We start from the raw sequence: 14,613 nt of genomic DNA on the forward strand, positions 1-14,613 counted from the left end.
TTTCTCCGTTGTTACGCACCGAGCGTCAATGTAAACATCGTGTTTCCGAAGCCTTACCGCCGGGATGGAACGGGGAGAGCCGCCGTCGCGACCCTCTCTCGTAGACTTCTGGGAATCCGATCGGGGGCACGATGACTTTTCTCCGGAGCGAGCGCTACGCCGCCTTCCTGCTGCTCGGTGCCGCGGTTCTCGGTGTGATCCTGGCCAATTCGGCGCTCGGACCCGCCCTGCAGGGCGTGCGGGACCTGCATCTGCCCGTGCCGTGGCTCGGCCTGGATCTCTCCGTCGGTCACTGGGTCACCGACGGCCTGCTCGCCGTCTTCTTCTTTCTCGCAGCAATCGAACTCAAGCATGAACTCGCGCACGGGGAGCTCGACAGCGCGGGCAAGGCCCTGGTTCCCACCATCGCCGCGGTGGGAGGGGTCATCGTGCCGGCGGCGATGTTCCTCGTCATGGTTCCGGACCGCGAACTCTCCCACGGCTGGCCCATCCCCACCGCGACGGACATCGCCTTCGCGCTCGGAGCACTGGCCCTCGTGGGCCGCGCGCTTCCCTCCCGCGTCCGCGCCCTGCTGCTGGCTCTCGCCGTGATCGACGACCTGATCGCGATCCTGATCATCGCGTTCTTCTTCACCGACGACCTCCGGCCGCTGCCGCTGATCGCCGCCGTTCCGGTGATCCTGGTCTTCGGCTGGCTGAGCAGGCGGGTGCGATCGGCACCGATCGTCGCCGTGCTGATCGCGCTGGGAATCGCGGCCTGGGTGCTGGTGTATCTCTCGGGAATCCACGCCACTATCGCCGGGGTCGCTCTCGGACTCGTCATGGCGGGCAAGAGCGCCGCCCGCACCCGGCACGCGCTCGAGCCGTGGAGCAATGGGATCATCCTGCCGGTGTTCGCCTTCGTCGCCGCGCTCGTCGTGCTTCCCGCGGTGGGCATCGGCGAACTCAGCCCGGTGTTCTGGGCCATCCTCGTCGCGCTGCCGATCGGCAAGCTCGTCGGCATCACCGCCGGGGCCCTCGTGGCCAACCGGCTTGCCGCCGCGCGTCACCGCGTGCCCTTTGGCGACATCACCGCAGTGGCCGGCCTCGGTGGCATCGGCTTCACGGTGTCGCTGCTCATGAACGAACTCGCCTACGCGAAGCAACCGGATGTCGTCGTGGAGGGCACCCTCGCCGTGCTCATCGCCTCCGTTCTCGCGGCGGTCATCGGCGTCGTTCTCACCGCGATCCGCGCGCGGCACTACCGCTCGGTCGACGCGGCCTGACCGGCGACACCCGACGGGGAGGACCGCCGGATCAGACCTGACCCGCGGTCAGGGCGATGAGGCGCGACGCGGCACGAAGATACTTCTTGCGGTATCCACCCGAGAGCATGTCTTCGTCGAAGACCTGGTCGATGGGGGTGCCCGTCGCGAGAATGCGCACCTGGGCGTCATAGAGACGGTCGACGAAGGCGACGAGTCGCAGGGCATCGGTCTGATTGGAGAGCGGATGCACATCGGTCAGCGCGATCGCATCCACACCGTCCACCATGCGCACGTATCGCGACGGATGCCCCGTGGAAAGCAGCCGGATCACGGTGTCGAAACCGTCCACCGTCACCACCCCGGACAGCTGGTCGAGTGCCGCCCCGAAGTCGGAGACGGAAGTCGTGGTCGCGTGGCCCTCCATGTCGCGGCGGCGGTAGTCGAGCCCGTCGATGCGCAGGGTCGTGAAACGCGCGGCAAGCGCATCGATCTCCCGAAGGAAGTCCTGAGCGGCGAACCGACCCTCGCCCAGAGCGTTGGGAGGGGTGTTCGAGGTCGCGGCGATGCGGGATCCGGAGGCGACGAGTTCCGAGAGCAGCCGCGACATCAGCCGGGTATCCCCAGGGTCGTCGAGCTCGAACTCGTCGATGCAGACGAGGGTCGCGCCCTTCAGCTGCGCGACAGCGCCGGCATAGCCGAGGGCCCCCACCAGCGCGGTGTACTCGATGAAGGTGCCGAAGTATTTGCGACCCGGGGCGAGGTGCCAGAGTGCCGCGAGAAGGTGGGTCTTGCCGACACCGAATCCGCCGTCGAGGTACACCCCGGGCAATTCGACCGGAGCCTTGCGCCGCGAGAAGAGACCGCCGCCGCCCTTGGAGGAGAATACGTGGGCGAAGTTCCTGATCGCCGCGACGGCTCCTCCCTGCGACGGATAGTCCCGGTCGGGCCGGTAGGAATCGAGCGTCGCCGTCTCGAACTGCCGCGGCGGGACGAGGTGCTGCACCATCTCCGCGGCCGTGATCGAAGAATCGCGGTCCACGAGGCTGCCTCGGGATATCACCTGTTCGGCGGTCACGTGTCGAAAGGCCCTTACGCTTGCGGAGGAGATGTGTCGAAGTCTTACGGAAACGACATGTCGTTCAGGTCGAGTGCGTAGATTCGATAACGGTCAGTTACGAGCCTAGCTCCCTGTCCACAGGCAAATCGCCGCCCCCAGAGGGCGCAAACCGGAGGTATCAGATGACCGTCGCGGTCGACCCATCACCCACGTTCACGGAGTTCGCTCATCCCGGTAGTTTGGTCAGCACCGACTGGCTTCGCGCCAACCTCGGCACGCCGGGCCTCGTCGTCGTCGAATCGGATGAAGACGTGCTGTTGTATGAGACCGGGCACATCCCCGGCTCGGTCAAGATCGACTGGCACACCGACCTGAACGATCCGGTCGAACGCGACTACATCGATGGGGCTCGATTTGCCGCTCTCGTCGGTTCCAAGGGCATCGCCCGTGACAGCACCGTCGTGATCTACGGCGACAAGAACAACTGGTGGGCGGCCTACGCCCTCTGGGTGTTCTCCCTGTTCGGCCACGAAGACGTTCGGCTGCTCGACGGCGGTCGCGCCAAATGGGAGGCCGAGGGCGGGGAGTACGTCACCGAGACCTCGACTCCGACCGCGGTCGACTATCCCGTCGTACAACGGGACGACTCGGTCATCCGCGCCTACAAGGACGATGTCCTCGCCCACTTGGGCAACCCGCTCATCGACGTGCGTTCACCCGAGGAGTTCAGCGGCGAGCGCACCACCGCCCCCGCTTACCCGGAAGAGGGAGCCCTTCGCGCCGGCCACATCCCGAGCGCCCAGAATGTGCCGTGGGGCAAGGCCGTCGCAGAGGACGGCACGTTCCGCGCCCTGCCGGAGCTCGACGCGATCTATCGCACCGGCGCCGGTCTGGCCGACGGCGACGACGTGATCGCGTATTGCCGCATCGGCGAACGCTCCGCCCACACCTGGTTCGTGCTCACCCACCTCCTCGGCTTCGAGGGAGTGCGCAACTACGACGGATCGTGGACGGAATGGGGATCCGCGGTTCGGGTACCGATCGTCAGGGGCTCCGAGCCCGGACCGGTGCCCATCCGCTGACGGTCAGCGGCACGCGCGCGGATGGAATACTGGAGTCCTATGACCTCCAGCGCACTTCCCGAGTCCCTCGCCCAGATCCGCGAGGATTTCCTCGAGCTCGACCAGTCCGATCGGCTCATCCTGTTGCTCGAATTCGCCAACGAACTGCCCGAGTTGCCTCCGCGATACGCCGACCATCCCGACCTGCTCGAGCGGGTCGTGGAGTGCCAGTCCCCCGTCTTCATCTTCGTGGAGGTGGACGACGACGGGATCGTGCATCTGCACGCGACCGCGCCGAAAGAGGCTCCGACGACCCGGGGATTCGCATCCATCCTCGCCCAGGGGCTCTCGGGACTCACCGCCCAGCAGGTGCTGGATGTGCCCGACGACTTTCCCCACACCATCGGACTCACCGAGGCCGTCAGCCTTCTGCGTATCCGCGGGATGACCGCGATGCTCGCCCGCACTAAGCGCCAGGTGCGCGAGAGGCTCCCCGCGTGATCGTGAGACGGGTGTTCCCCGAGACCGGCCCGGCGATCGAAGTCGAATCGACGGAGGCGCGGGAACAGCTCGGCGAGCTGTATGCCCTCGCCGGAACCGACATCCTGCGCATCAACCTCGTCGCGAGCGTGAGCGGCAGTGCCGCCGGCGGCGACGCTACCTCCGAGACTCTCACCAATCGCGCCGATCGCAAGATCCTCGGAGTAATCCGTCGCGACAGCGATGTGGTGCTGGTGGGGGCCGCAAGCGTTCGGGCCGAAGGCTACCAACTACCGCGTACCGCGCCTCTCGCCATCGTCACGAGCACGGGGGATCTCGGGGGGCACCGGCTCACCGTGCACCCCGACCGGTTCATTCCCTTCGTGCTGTGTCCGGCCGCGGTCGCCGAGGTGGCCAAGACCGCACTCCCTTCTGCGGAGATCGTCGTCGTGCCGGATGCCGCTGGCCGTATGTCCGCCGTCGACATCGTGTCTGCCCTCCGTCTGCGCGGGCTGCGTCGGATCGTCTGCGAGGGCGGTCCGTCCCTCGCGGCACAGATGCTCGAGGCTGGTCTCGTCGACGAGCTCTGCCTGTCCACGAGTCCCATCGTCGGCGGAGTGTCGCTCCCCCTGTTGGGAAGCTCCCCCATCGCCGCCCACCGGCTGGAGCTCGCGCAGCTGCTCGTCGATGACACCAGCACGCTCTACGCCCGCTGGCGGGTGTTGGACTGAGGGTTCGCGCTACAGCGGCGCAGTGCGCAGCCAGTGCGCGATCGCGTCATTCCAGCGCGCGCGGTCGAAGTTCCACAGCTTCGTATGGCCGGCGACGGTGAACCGCTCGTAAGTCACGATGTCTGGGCGGGCGGCCGCCAGGGCGAGCGAAGCCGTCGATGGGATGAATCCGTCGTCATCGCTGTGCATGAGCAGGATGGGCACGTGCAGGTCGGCGGAGCGACGGACGAAGTCGAGCCGGGGCAGGTCGATGGGCACGTGCTGACCGGTGAGCCGCCCCGCCCATTTCAGGCCGAGCAGCGCGATCACCGCCGTGCGAATCGGGTTCGGCAGTCCGAGCAGCTCGCCCCGGAAGCGCAGGGCAGTGACCCAGTCGATCACCGGCGAGTCAAGCACGATGCCCCGCACGACCTCCGCGAGCTCGGAACGGGTGACGGTCTGCAGCACCGTCGCCCCTCCCATCGATCAGCCCATGAGCACGACATCCGTTGCGCCGTGATCGATCGCGTACCGGAGAGCAGCGTCCACGTCGTGCCACTCCGTGTCACCGAGGCCGTAACGTCCGTCCAGGCTCGCCGGGGCATCCTCGTCATTGCGGTAGGAGACCAGCAGCGAGGTGTAGCCCGCCGCCCGGAACACCGGCACGGCCCTCAGGGTCTCCTCGCGCCGTACCGCCCGGCCGTGAACCTCGATCACCCACCGTGTGCTCGGCTCCTCGGCGGGCACGAGCCAGGCCGGAGCCGGCCCGAGTTCGGTGGGGATCTCCACATCCTGGAAGGGAAAGCCGAGGTCGGCCGGGCCGGTGTAGAACCACCCGCTGAACCGGCCACGACGCGCGTGGGACAGGTCTCCCCGGTCCACCGCGAGCAGTCGGCGCACCACGGTCTCCGAGGTCTCAGCGACGATGTCCCCGACCCGCGCGTGGCCTCCCCCGTCGGCGAAGAAGAGGCTGTACTCACCCGGAAGGCGGGAATCCGCGGTCGACGACAGCGTGATCAGGTCTCCGGCCCCATCGACCGAGAGGATGCGCGTGTCCTCCGGTCTGCGCTTCGGAGGAGTGACCACGGTGCGGGCAACCAGGAGCGTCACGCCGGCCACCGTCACTGCCGCGATCGACGCTACGGCGCCGAGAGAGGCGACGACGACGACACCCCACGGAAATGCTTTGACGGCGTGCCTTCGGGAATCTGCCACAGGGGAACTTTAGTCTTCACTCGTGCCCGAAAACGCCGCAGGTCAAACGGAGCCGGCCGCGTTCCGCGCCGCGCTCGATGCAGTCCGGCGGGCTTCGCTCCGCTCGGAGCTCGTTCTCACCGAGATTCCCTCCCCCGGAGGGGATCTCGCGCCCTACAGTGTCGCACTCGCCGCGGATGTCACCCCGGCCCGGCACAACTCGGACTCCGATCTCGGCACCGGCCGATTCATCCTCCTCTACGACCCCTCCGCACCCGAGGCCTGGGGCGGGGTATTCCGGGTGGTCTGCTACGCGCAGGCTCCGCTCGAGAGCGACATCGGTCTCGATCCCTTCCTCGCGGACGTCACCTGGTCCTGGCTCGTCGATGCGCTCGAAGCACGCGGCGCGCAGTACACGGCCGAGTCGGGAACGGCCACCCGCATCATTTCCACCGGCTTCGGCGAACTCGCCGCGCAGGGGGACGGGGCGCAAATCGAGCTTCGAGCGTCCTGGACTCCCCTCGATGCCCACGACATCACCTCACATGTGGAAGGCTGGGGGGAATTGCTGTGCATGCTGGCGGGACTGCCGCCGGCTGTCGAAGGAGTGAGTGTGCTAGCGGCCCGCAGAGATCGGACGTGAGCGACACCGGAAGAGAACCGGTGTTTCTCGACGGTACGGAGTTTCAGGGCCGCGCCGAAGCGCCCGTGAGCGCCCCCGAGGCGGAGTCTCCCATCGAATCCGAGCCTGAAAATCGGATCGAACCCGAGCAGGCTCCCCACGTCGAAGTGCATGTCATCGAGACGCGCGAGGAGTACCTCGAGGCCGTCGCCGCCATAGTGGCGGGCCACGGTCCGATCGCCATCGACGCCGAGCGGGCCTCAGGCTTCCGGTACTCCCAGCGGGCGTACCTCATCCAGATCTTCCGCCGCGGTTCCGGCGTCTTCCTCTTCGACCCGCCGGCCATCGGGTCTTTTGCGGAACTCGACGCCGCCATCCGTGACGAGGAATGGATCCTGCACGCCGCGAGTCAGGACCTCGCCTGCCTGCGCGAGGTGGGGCTCGACCCCACCCGCATCTTCGACACCGAGCTCGGTGCACGGCTCGCCGGCCTTCCCCGGGTCGGGCTCGGCACGGTGGTCGAAGACCTCCTCGGCATCCACCTGGCCAAGGAACACTCGGCGGCGGACTGGTCGACACGGCCGCTGCCCCAGTCCTGGCTGGTCTACGCGGCGCTCGATGTCGAGTTGCTCCCTGACCTCAGGGACGCGATGGCCACCCTCCTCGAGAACGGCGGCAAATCCGAGATCGCCGAGCAGGAATTCGCCGCCGTGCTCGCCCGCGAAGCGAAGGTCGTCACCGGTGACGCCTGGCGCCGCCTCTCCGGGCTGCACACGGTTCGCGGGGCGCGAAACCTCGCCGTCGCCCGCGAACTCTGGGAGGCCCGCGACGCCTTCGCCCGCGAGATCGACACGGCCCCCGGACGACTCGTTCCGGATGCGTCGCTCGTCGCCGCCGCGAAAGCGATGCCGGATTCCCGCCACGGTCTCGCCTCCCTGCGCGAGTTCAACGGTCGCGCGAGCCGCTCGGAGCTTCCGCGCTGGTGGGCCGCGATCGAAGCGGGACGGGCCACTGAAGATCTGCCCGCGCTCCGGGTCGCGAGCGAGGCGATGCCGCCTCCACGGGTGTGGAGCGACCGCAACCCGGTGGCCGACAAGCGGTTGAAGGCGGCTCGCGCCGCGATCGCCGTGGTCTCGGCCGAGGTCGACATCCCGGTGGAGAATCTGCTGACTCCGGAGTTGCTCCGACGTCTCTCCTGGACTCCTCCCGAGCCGCTCGACCTCGAAAGCATCGGATCAGCCCTGGATGGCTTGGGCGCGCGGCCCTGGCAGGTTGACGCTATCGCACAGGTGATCCTCGATGCCTTTGTCGATGCCAGCCAAACGAACGAACCGGGCGTCGAGGCCGATTCGTAGGAACAGTCAAACGATTCTCGACGCGTTTTTCGCCGGTTTAGGCTCGTTGATGTTACCTATGAGCGAAAAGAGGCACTGTGGCCGAGAGACATGAAGTCGTGTTCGTCGATGGGGTTCGCACCCCGTTCGGACGCGCGGGCGAAAAGGGAATGTACTGGAACACCCGAGCGGACGACCTGGTCGTCAAGGCCATGGTCGGCCTGCTCGAGCGCAACCCCGATGTGCCCCACGACCGGATCGACGAGGTCGCCATCGCTGCGACAACGCAGCAGGGCGACCAGGGCCTGACCCTCGGCCGCACCGCCGCCCTCCTCGCGGGCCTGCCGAAGTCGGTGCCCGGATTCGCCATCGACCGCATGTGCGCCGGGGCGATGACCTCGGTCACCACGCTGGCCGGGGGAATCGCATTCGGAGCCTACGACCTCGCCCTCGCGGGCGGTGTCGAACACATGGGCCGTCATCCGATGGGCTTCGGAGCGGATCCCAACCCGCGCTTCCTCGCAGAGAAGCTCGTGAGCGGTGAGGCCCTCAACATGGGCTCGACCGCCGAGCGTATCCACGACCGTTTCCCCCAGCTCACCAAGGAGCGCTCGGACCGTTTCGCCCTGGCGAGCCAGCAGAAGGCCGCCGCGGCCTACGACAACGGCAAGCTGCAGCCCGACCTGATTCCCGTGTCCGTGCGTTCCGAGGCCGGCTGGGGTCTGGCCACCCGCGACGAGGCGCTCCGACCGGAGACGACGCTCGAGGGGCTCGCCGGACTGAAGACACCGTTCCGCCCCCACGGCCGGGTCACGGCCGGCAATGCATCCGGCCTCAACGACGGCGCGACCATCAGCCTTCTTGCGAGCGAAGCCGCCGCAAAGGAACTGGGCCTCGCCGCGAAGATGAAGCTCGTGAGCTTCGCCTTCGCCGGCGTCGAGCCGGAGATCATGGGCATCGGCCCGGTGCCATCCACCGAGAAGGCTCTGAAGAAGGCGGGACTGTCGATCACCGACATCGGCCTGTTCGAACTGAACGAGGCGTTCGCGGTGCAGGTGCTGTCCCTGCTCGATCACTTCGGCATCGCCGATGACGACCCTCGGGTCAACCAGTGGGGTGGCGCGATCGCCATGGGTCACCCGCTCGCCTCCTCCGGCGTGCGCCTGATGATCCAGCTCGCGGCGCAGTTCAAGGAACGCCCGGATGTGCGCTACGGCCTGACCGCCATGTGCGTCGGCCTCGGCCAGGGCGGATCCGTCATCTGGGAGAACCCGTACTTCGACGGAAAGAAGAAGAAATGACCGACGTCGCAACGCAGAGCCGTTTCGCAGAACTCATCGCGGCATCCGACGATGAGGTTGTCACCCACTCCTATGTGCGAGACATCCCGATCTCGGGTGGACGCACCCTCGCCCTCGTCACCCTCGACAACGGTCGGGACCACACCCGTCCCACAACGCTGGGTCCGGTCACGCTGGTCGAGTTCGCGTCGACGCTCGACACCCTGAGAGATCGCGCTTCCCGCGGCGAGATCGCCGGTGTCGCCGTCACCGGAAAGCCCTTCTTCCTCGCCGCCGGCGCCGACCTCTCCAAGGTTGGTGCGATCACGAGTCGAGCGGTCGGAAAGCAGATGGCCGAGTTGGGCCACTACGCCCTCGGCAAGCTGAACGGCATGGGCGTCCCGAGTTTCGTGTTCATCAACGGGCTCGCCCTCGGCGGTGGCCTCGAGATCGGACTGAACGCCGACTATCGCACCGTCGACCGCAACACTCCCGGTGTCGCCCTTCCCGAGGTCTTCCTCGGCATCATCCCCGGATGGGGAGGCGCCTGGCTGCTACCGAACCTCATCGGCATCGAGAACGCCCTCAAGGTGGTCATCGAGAACCCGCTGAAGAACAACAGGATGCTCAAGGGTCAAGAGGTCTTCGACCTCGGTATCGCGGATGCCATCTTCGACTCTGTGTCGTTCCTCGAGCACTCCATAGCGTGGGCCGACGGCGTAATCTCCGGAACCACGACCGTGAAGCGCGCGAACGCCCCCGGCAAGATCGAACGCGCGGTGAAGTGGGACATCGCCATCGGTGTCGCCACCAAGATGCTTGAGAACCGCATCGGCCGGGTCGCGAAGTCGCCGTACAAGGCTCTCGAACTGCTCAAGGCCGCGAAGAACACCGACCGTGCCACCGGTTTCGCCGCGGAGGACGAGGCCCTCGCCGAACTCATCTCCGGCGACCAGTTCAAGGCGAGCATCTACGCATTCAACCTGGTGCAGAAGCGAACCAAGCGTCCCGCGGGAGCGCCGGATAAGGCGCTGGCGAAGCCGGTCACCCAGGTCGGTGTGATCGGCGCCGGTCTCATGGCCAGCCAGTTCGCACTGCTCTTCGTGCGCCGCCTCAAGGTGCCCGTGGTGATCACCGACCTCGACCAGGCACGGGTCGACAAGGGTGTGGCCTACATCCATGACGAGATCGACGCCCTTCTCGGCAAGAAGCGCATCTCTCCGGATGAAGCGAATCGCCTCAAAGCGCTCGTCACCGGTACCACCGACAAGGCCGACTTCGCCGCCTGCGACTGGGTGATCGAGGCCGTTTTCGAGGAGCTCGGAGTCAAGCAGGCCGTCTTCGCCGATGTGGAGCAGTACATCTCCGAGACGGCCGTGCTCGCCACCAACACCTCCTCGCTCTCGGTCGAGCAGATCGGCGCCGACCTGAAGCATCCGGAACGCCTCGTGGGCTTCCACTTCTTCAACCCGGTGGCCGTGATGCCCCTCGTGGAGGTTGTCAAGACCCCGCAGACGGATGATGCGACGCTGTCGACCGCGATGGTGACCGCCGCAAAGCTCTTCAAGAACGCGGTGATCACCACGGACACTCCCGGCTTCGTGGTCAACCGCATTCTCGCGAAGGTGCTCGGCGAGGCGATGCACGCGGTCGATACCGGCACTCCTTTCGAGGTCGTCGAGGAGTCGACCAAGCCGTTCGGCCTTCCGATGACCCCGTTCGAGTTGCTGGAGTTGGTCGGACTCAAGGTCGGCGCGCACGTGCTCGACACCCACCATGCGGCGTTCCCCGAGCGGTTCTTCGAGAGCGAGAATCTGCACAAACTCGCCGAACTCGGTCACATCTTCGAACGCGATTCCAAGGGGAAGGTGACCGGAATCAATAAGAAGGCGCGCGCCATCGTCGCCGGGGGCACGACTCCGATGACGGCCGAGGAACTCCGCACCCGCCTCGAGGACGGTCTGGCGGACGAGGTACACCGCATGCTCGAGAGCAACGTCGTCGAGGCTGCGGAGGACATCGACCTCTGCCTCATCCTCGGGGCCGGCTATCCGTTCCAGATGGGCGGGGTGACTCCGTACCTCGACCGGGTCGGTGCCTCGGAGCGGGTCTTCAACGACACATTCCATCACCCGGTGCTGCGCGGAGTCTCGTAGCGCCGGCTCTCCGGTTCGAGATCCCTGCCACTCTCGGATGGGACCGGCGTGATCACAATCACGCCGGTCCCTCCCGACGAAGCCCAGGCCTCCCGGCGGGGTCGGCCGCTAGCGGTTGAGCGGGCTCATGTCGGCGTAGCGATCCCCCACCGGGGCCGCGACGGCATCGAGCGCCGCGAGCTGTGCCGCTGACAGTACGAGGGCATCCGCCGCGACATTCTCTTCCAGGTAGGGGATGCGCTTCGTTCCGGGGATCGGCGCGATGTCTTCCCCTTGCGCGAGAAGCCAGGCGAGCGCGACCTGGCCTGGCTTGGCCCCGAGTTCTGCGGCCACGGCATCCACCTGTTCGACGATGCGGATGTTCGCCTCGAGGTTGTCACCCTGGAATCTCGGGTTGGATTTGCGGAAGTCGCTGTCTTCGAGCTGGTCGAGAGAGCGGATGGTGCCGGTGAGGAATCCCCGGCCGAGCGGAGAATACGGCACGAAGCCGATGCCGAGCTCGCGCACGACGGGCAGGATCTCGGCCTCGACATCGCGCGACCAGAGCGAATACTCGGTCTGAAGGGCGGTGACCGGATAGACCGCATGTGCGCGACGGATGGTGTCGGGCGCCGCCTCGGAGAGTCCGTAGCCGCGGATCTTGCCCTCTGCGATCAGCTGAGCCAGAGCGCCGACGGTCTCCTCCACCGGGGTATCCGGATCCATGCGGTGCTGGTAGTAGAGGTCGATGTATTCCGTTTTCAGCCGGGACAACGAACCTTCGACCGACAGTCGAATGTTTTCCGCACTTCCGTCGAGGCCGCGGCTGCCATCCCCGCGGTGCAGGATCGTGCCGAACTTGGTGGCGATCACCACCTTGTCCCGGCGGCCGGAGAAGGCCTCCCCGAGAAGGGACTCGTTCGTATAGGGGCCGTAGATCTCGGCGGTGTCGAAGAAGGTGACACCGAGATCGACGGCACGATGGATCGTCTTGATCGCACCGGCGTCGTCCTGGCCAGCGCCGCTGTAGAACGCCGACATGCCCATGCAGCCGAGTCCGATGCGGGAGACCTCGAGAGCGGTTGAGCCGAGGGTGATGTGTTTCATTCCGTGGGGGTCCTTCCCTGGTAGGTCGCGATCTTGAAGTCGATCGCGGCCAGGCTTTCGGTCATCACGGCGAGTTGCGCCATGACGGAGATCCGGTGCAGGAGCAACAGCTCGAGCCGGTCGGGAACTGTCGACTCGCCCTCGCGGGCCAGATCGACGTATTGGCGCAGCCGGGCGATCGGTAGACCCGTCGAACGGAGCTTGGTGAGGAATTCCACCCAGCGCACGTCCGCGTCGTTGTATCGCCGGTGCGTGGATGACGCGCGAACGATCGGCCTGAGCATCAGTCCGGCCCGCTCGTAGTAGCGCAGTGCATGCGCCGACAACCCGGTGAGTTCGGCGACCTGGGAGATCGAGTAGCTGGGGGCGGTCAACGTCATAGAGCAAGGCTAGAACTTAGAGCGCACTCTCAGTCAAACCCGTGCCGGGGAGAGGGTCAGGAGCGATCTGAGCCGAGAGATCGTTCTTCGTGGGCATCGTCGGCGAGCGGACGAGCGACCGGGATCTTGCTGCCGAGAACCTGTTCGACTACGTCGCGGGCGATCTGCTGCGGAGTCAGGCCGGCCTCTTCGAGGATCTCTGCTCGTGACCCGTGCTGGAGGAATTCGTCGGGGAGCCCGAGTTCGGTGAGAGCGGTGTCGACGCCGGCCGCCCGCAGCTCCTGCCGGATGCGAGTGCCGATTCCTCCGACCCGGATGCCGTCCTCGATGGTCACGACGAGTCGATGCTCCGCAGCAAGGGAGATCACGCTCTTCGGCACGGGTACCACCCAGCGTGGATCGATGACTGTCGCGCCGATCCCCTGGTCCGCCAGCCTCTCGGCCACGGCGAGTCCGATCTCCGCCATCGGGCCCACCGTGACGATCAGCACGTCTTTTCGCGACGCCTCACTCAGCACGTCGACGCCGTCGGGCTGGCGTCGCACCGCGGCGATCTCGTTGCCGACGCTGCCCTTGGAGAACCGCACGACAGTCGGAGCATCGGTCACGGCGACAGCCTCGCCGAGTTCCTCGCGCAGCCTGGTCGCGTCACGCGGCGCACTCAGGCGGATGTGAGGCACGACCTGCAGGATCGCCAGGTCCCAGATGCCGTGATGACTCGGCCCGTCCGGTCCGGTGACCCCGGCTCGATCGAGCACAAAGGTGACGCCGGCCTTGTGCAGCGCGACATCCATCAGAACCTGGTCGAATGCCCGGTTGATGAACGTGGCATACAACGCGACCACGGGATGCAAGCCTCCGAAGGCGAGCCCCGCGGCCGAGGTGACCGCGTGCTGCTCGGCGATTCCCACGTCGAAGACGCGGTGCGGATACTTGGCGGCAAAGGGCTGGAGGCCGGTGGGTCGCAACATCGCTGCCGTGATCCCGACGATGGCCGGGTTTCTGTCGGCAAGCACCACGAGCTCCTCGGCGAAGACCGAGGTCCAGGACTGCTTGTCGGAGGCTCCGATCGGCTCGCCGGTCTCCGGATCGATGTGGCCGACGGCATGGAACTGGTCTGCGGCATCGAGCACGGCCGGTTCGAAACCCTTGCCCTTCTGCGTGATCGCGTGCACGATCACGGGGGCACCGTAGTTCTTGGCCTGGGTGAGGGCTTCCTCCATGGCCCGGAGGTCATGGCCGTGGATCGGTCCGATGTATTTGATGTCGAGGTTCGAGTAGAGCGCTTCGTTGTTCGAGAAGCGGCTCAGGAAGCCGTGGGTGCCCCCGCGGATGCCCCGGTACAGGGCTCGACCCGGGCCGCCGAAGAGGTCGAAGAAGCGTCGACTGGAGGCATAGAGACTGCGGTACGAGCGACGGGTGCGCACGTCATTGAGGAAGCGCGCCATCCCCCCGATGGTCGGAGCATAGGAGCGCCCGTTGTCATTGACGACGATCACGAGGTTGCGGGAATTGTCGTCGCTGATGTTGTTGAGGGCTTCCCAGGTCATGCCACCGGTCAGCGCGCCGTCGCCGACGATCGCGACGACATGACGATCCTTCTGGCCGGTCATCTGGAACGCACGCGAGATGCCATCCGCCCAGCTCAGGGAACTGGAAGCGTGCGACGACTCCACGATGTCGTGAACGGATTCGGACCGCTGCGGATACCCGGCCAATCCTCCGCGCTCGCGCAGGCGGCTGAAATCCTGCCGCCCGGTGAGGAGTTTGTGCACATAGGACTGGTGCCCGGTGTCGAAGACGATCGCATCGTTCGGCGAGTCGAAGACCCGATGAACTGCCATCGTCAGTTCGACGACACCGAGGTTGGGGCCGAGGTGACCGCCGGTCTTCGAGACCTCCCTGACCAGGAACTCCCGGATCTCGGCGGCAAGGACGACGAGTTGCTCTTGCGAGAGTCGGTCCAGGTCTCGGGGTCCGTGGATACTCTGCAGAAGGCTCACGAC

General features: G+C 66.5%; 14 protein-coding genes. 8 read left to right on the top strand and 6 right to left on the bottom strand.

Features of this window, described 5'->3' with window-relative positions; all coding sequences use genetic code 11:
• Positions 1-131: 131 nt before the first annotated feature.
• On the top strand, positions 132-1,265 hold the full coding sequence (locus tag F1C58_RS08465; protein ID WP_185200709.1) for a Na+/H+ antiporter NhaA: 1,134 nt from the start codon (positions 132-134) through the stop codon (positions 1,263-1,265).
• 31 nt (positions 1,266-1,296) lie between these two features.
• Here the strand turns inward: F1C58_RS08465 and zapE are convergent, their stop codons facing one another.
• On the bottom strand, positions 1,297-2,253 hold the full coding sequence (gene zapE / locus F1C58_RS08470; protein ID WP_185204068.1) for a cell division protein ZapE: 957 nt from the start codon (positions 2,251-2,253) through the stop codon (positions 1,297-1,299).
• A 233-nt stretch (positions 2,254-2,486) separates the two neighbouring features.
• Here zapE and F1C58_RS08475 point away from each other — a divergent pair, with 233 nt between their 5' ends.
• The 3 genes from F1C58_RS08475 to F1C58_RS08485 are packed head-to-tail and all read left to right on the top strand — an operon-like array spanning position 2,487 to position 4,576.
• Positions 2,487-3,386 (top strand): sulfurtransferase, encoded by a 900-nt coding sequence (locus F1C58_RS08475; RefSeq protein WP_185200710.1) that lies wholly within the window; start codon positions 2,487-2,489, stop codon positions 3,384-3,386.
• Positions 3,387-3,425: 39 nt separating this feature from the next.
• Positions 3,426-3,866 carry a SufE family protein gene (locus F1C58_RS08480; protein WP_185200711.1) on the top strand — a complete coding sequence of 147 codons (441 nt, stop codon included), beginning with the start codon at positions 3,426-3,428 and terminating at the stop codon, positions 3,864-3,866.
• Entirely contained in the window at positions 3,863-4,576 is a 714-nt protein-coding gene (locus F1C58_RS08485) for a dihydrofolate reductase family protein (protein ID WP_185200712.1), read from the top strand. The genes F1C58_RS08480 and F1C58_RS08485 overlap by 4 nt, the downstream gene beginning before the upstream one ends.
• A gap of 9 nt (positions 4,577-4,585) precedes the next feature.
• Here F1C58_RS08485 and F1C58_RS08490 read toward each other — a convergent pair whose 3' ends face one another.
• Both F1C58_RS08490 and F1C58_RS08495 read right to left on the bottom strand, forming a co-directional pair.
• Entirely contained in the window at positions 4,586-5,038 is a 453-nt protein-coding gene (locus F1C58_RS08490) for a S9 family peptidase (protein ID WP_185200713.1), read from the bottom strand.
• A 3-nt stretch (positions 5,039-5,041) separates the two neighbouring features.
• Positions 5,042-5,770: a hypothetical protein gene (locus tag F1C58_RS08495; protein WP_185200714.1), complete on the bottom strand. Its 729-nt coding sequence runs from the start codon at positions 5,768-5,770 to the stop codon at positions 5,042-5,044.
• A 22-nt stretch (positions 5,771-5,792) separates the two neighbouring features.
• Between F1C58_RS08495 and F1C58_RS08500 the strand changes: the two genes are divergently transcribed.
• From F1C58_RS08500 to F1C58_RS08515, 4 genes are all read left to right on the top strand, one after another.
• Positions 5,793-6,392: a DUF3000 domain-containing protein gene (locus tag F1C58_RS08500; RefSeq protein ID WP_185200715.1), complete on the top strand. Its 600-nt coding sequence runs from the start codon at positions 5,793-5,795 to the stop codon at positions 6,390-6,392.
• A gap of 92 nt (positions 6,393-6,484) precedes the next feature.
• Positions 6,485-7,726 carry an HRDC domain-containing protein gene (locus tag F1C58_RS08505; protein ID WP_185204069.1) on the top strand — a complete coding sequence of 414 codons (1,242 nt, stop codon included), beginning with the start codon at positions 6,485-6,487 and terminating at the stop codon, positions 7,724-7,726.
• A gap of 77 nt (positions 7,727-7,803) precedes the next feature.
• Positions 7,804-9,006, top strand: a complete 1,203-nt coding sequence (locus F1C58_RS08510; RefSeq protein ID WP_185200716.1) for a thiolase family protein — start codon at positions 7,804-7,806, stop codon at positions 9,004-9,006.
• Complete coding sequence (locus tag F1C58_RS08515; protein ID WP_185200717.1) at positions 9,003-11,141, top strand: 3-hydroxyacyl-CoA dehydrogenase NAD-binding domain-containing protein; 2,139 nt, start codon at positions 9,003-9,005, stop codon at positions 11,139-11,141. Before F1C58_RS08510 ends, F1C58_RS08515 begins: the two co-directional genes overlap by 4 nt.
• A gap of 108 nt (positions 11,142-11,249) precedes the next feature.
• Here the strand turns inward: F1C58_RS08515 and F1C58_RS08520 are convergent, their stop codons facing one another.
• Genes F1C58_RS08520 through dxs form a run of 3 tightly spaced genes read right to left on the bottom strand, consistent with a single transcriptional unit; the run spans position 11,250 to position 14,610 of the window.
• Entirely contained in the window at positions 11,250-12,227 is a 978-nt protein-coding gene (locus F1C58_RS08520; RefSeq protein WP_185200718.1) for an aldo/keto reductase, read from the bottom strand.
• Complete coding sequence (locus F1C58_RS08525; RefSeq protein WP_185200719.1) at positions 12,224-12,607, bottom strand: MerR family transcriptional regulator; 384 nt, start codon at positions 12,605-12,607, stop codon at positions 12,224-12,226. Before F1C58_RS08525 ends, F1C58_RS08520 begins: the two co-directional genes overlap by 4 nt.
• Positions 12,608-12,663: 56 nt before the next feature.
• Complete coding sequence (gene dxs, locus F1C58_RS08530; protein ID WP_185200720.1) at positions 12,664-14,610, bottom strand: 1-deoxy-D-xylulose-5-phosphate synthase; 1,947 nt, start codon at positions 14,608-14,610, stop codon at positions 12,664-12,666.
• Positions 14,611-14,613: the final 3 nt, after the last annotated feature.

It is taken from the genome of Glaciihabitans sp. INWT7, from assembly GCF_014217685.1.
Classification (GTDB): Bacteria; Actinomycetota; Actinomycetes; order Actinomycetales; family Microbacteriaceae; genus Lacisediminihabitans.

Bases quoted from the DNA above. Each gene is read 5' to 3' on its own strand.
- F1C58_RS08515 (WP_185200717.1), top strand. From the start codon at position 9,003: ATGACCGACGTCGCAACGCAGAGCCGTTTCGCAGAACTCATCGCGGCA.
- F1C58_RS08525 (WP_185200719.1), bottom strand. From the start codon at position 12,607: ATGACGTTGACCGCCCCCAGCTACTCGATCTCCCAGGTCGCCGAACTC.
- F1C58_RS08465 (WP_185200709.1), top strand. From the start codon at position 132: ATGACTTTTCTCCGGAGCGAGCGCTACGCCGCCTTCCTGCTGCTCGGT.
- F1C58_RS08480 (WP_185200711.1), top strand. From the start codon at position 3,426: ATGACCTCCAGCGCACTTCCCGAGTCCCTCGCCCAGATCCGCGAGGAT.
- F1C58_RS08475 (WP_185200710.1), top strand. From the start codon at position 2,487: ATGACCGTCGCGGTCGACCCATCACCCACGTTCACGGAGTTCGCTCAT.
- zapE (WP_185204068.1), bottom strand. From the start codon at position 2,253: ATGGTGCAGCACCTCGTCCCGCCGCGGCAGTTCGAGACGGCGACGCTC.
- F1C58_RS08490 (WP_185200713.1), bottom strand. From the start codon at position 5,038: ATGGGAGGGGCGACGGTGCTGCAGACCGTCACCCGTTCCGAGCTCGCG.
- F1C58_RS08520 (WP_185200718.1), bottom strand. From the start codon at position 12,227: ATGAAACACATCACCCTCGGCTCAACCGCTCTCGAGGTCTCCCGCATC.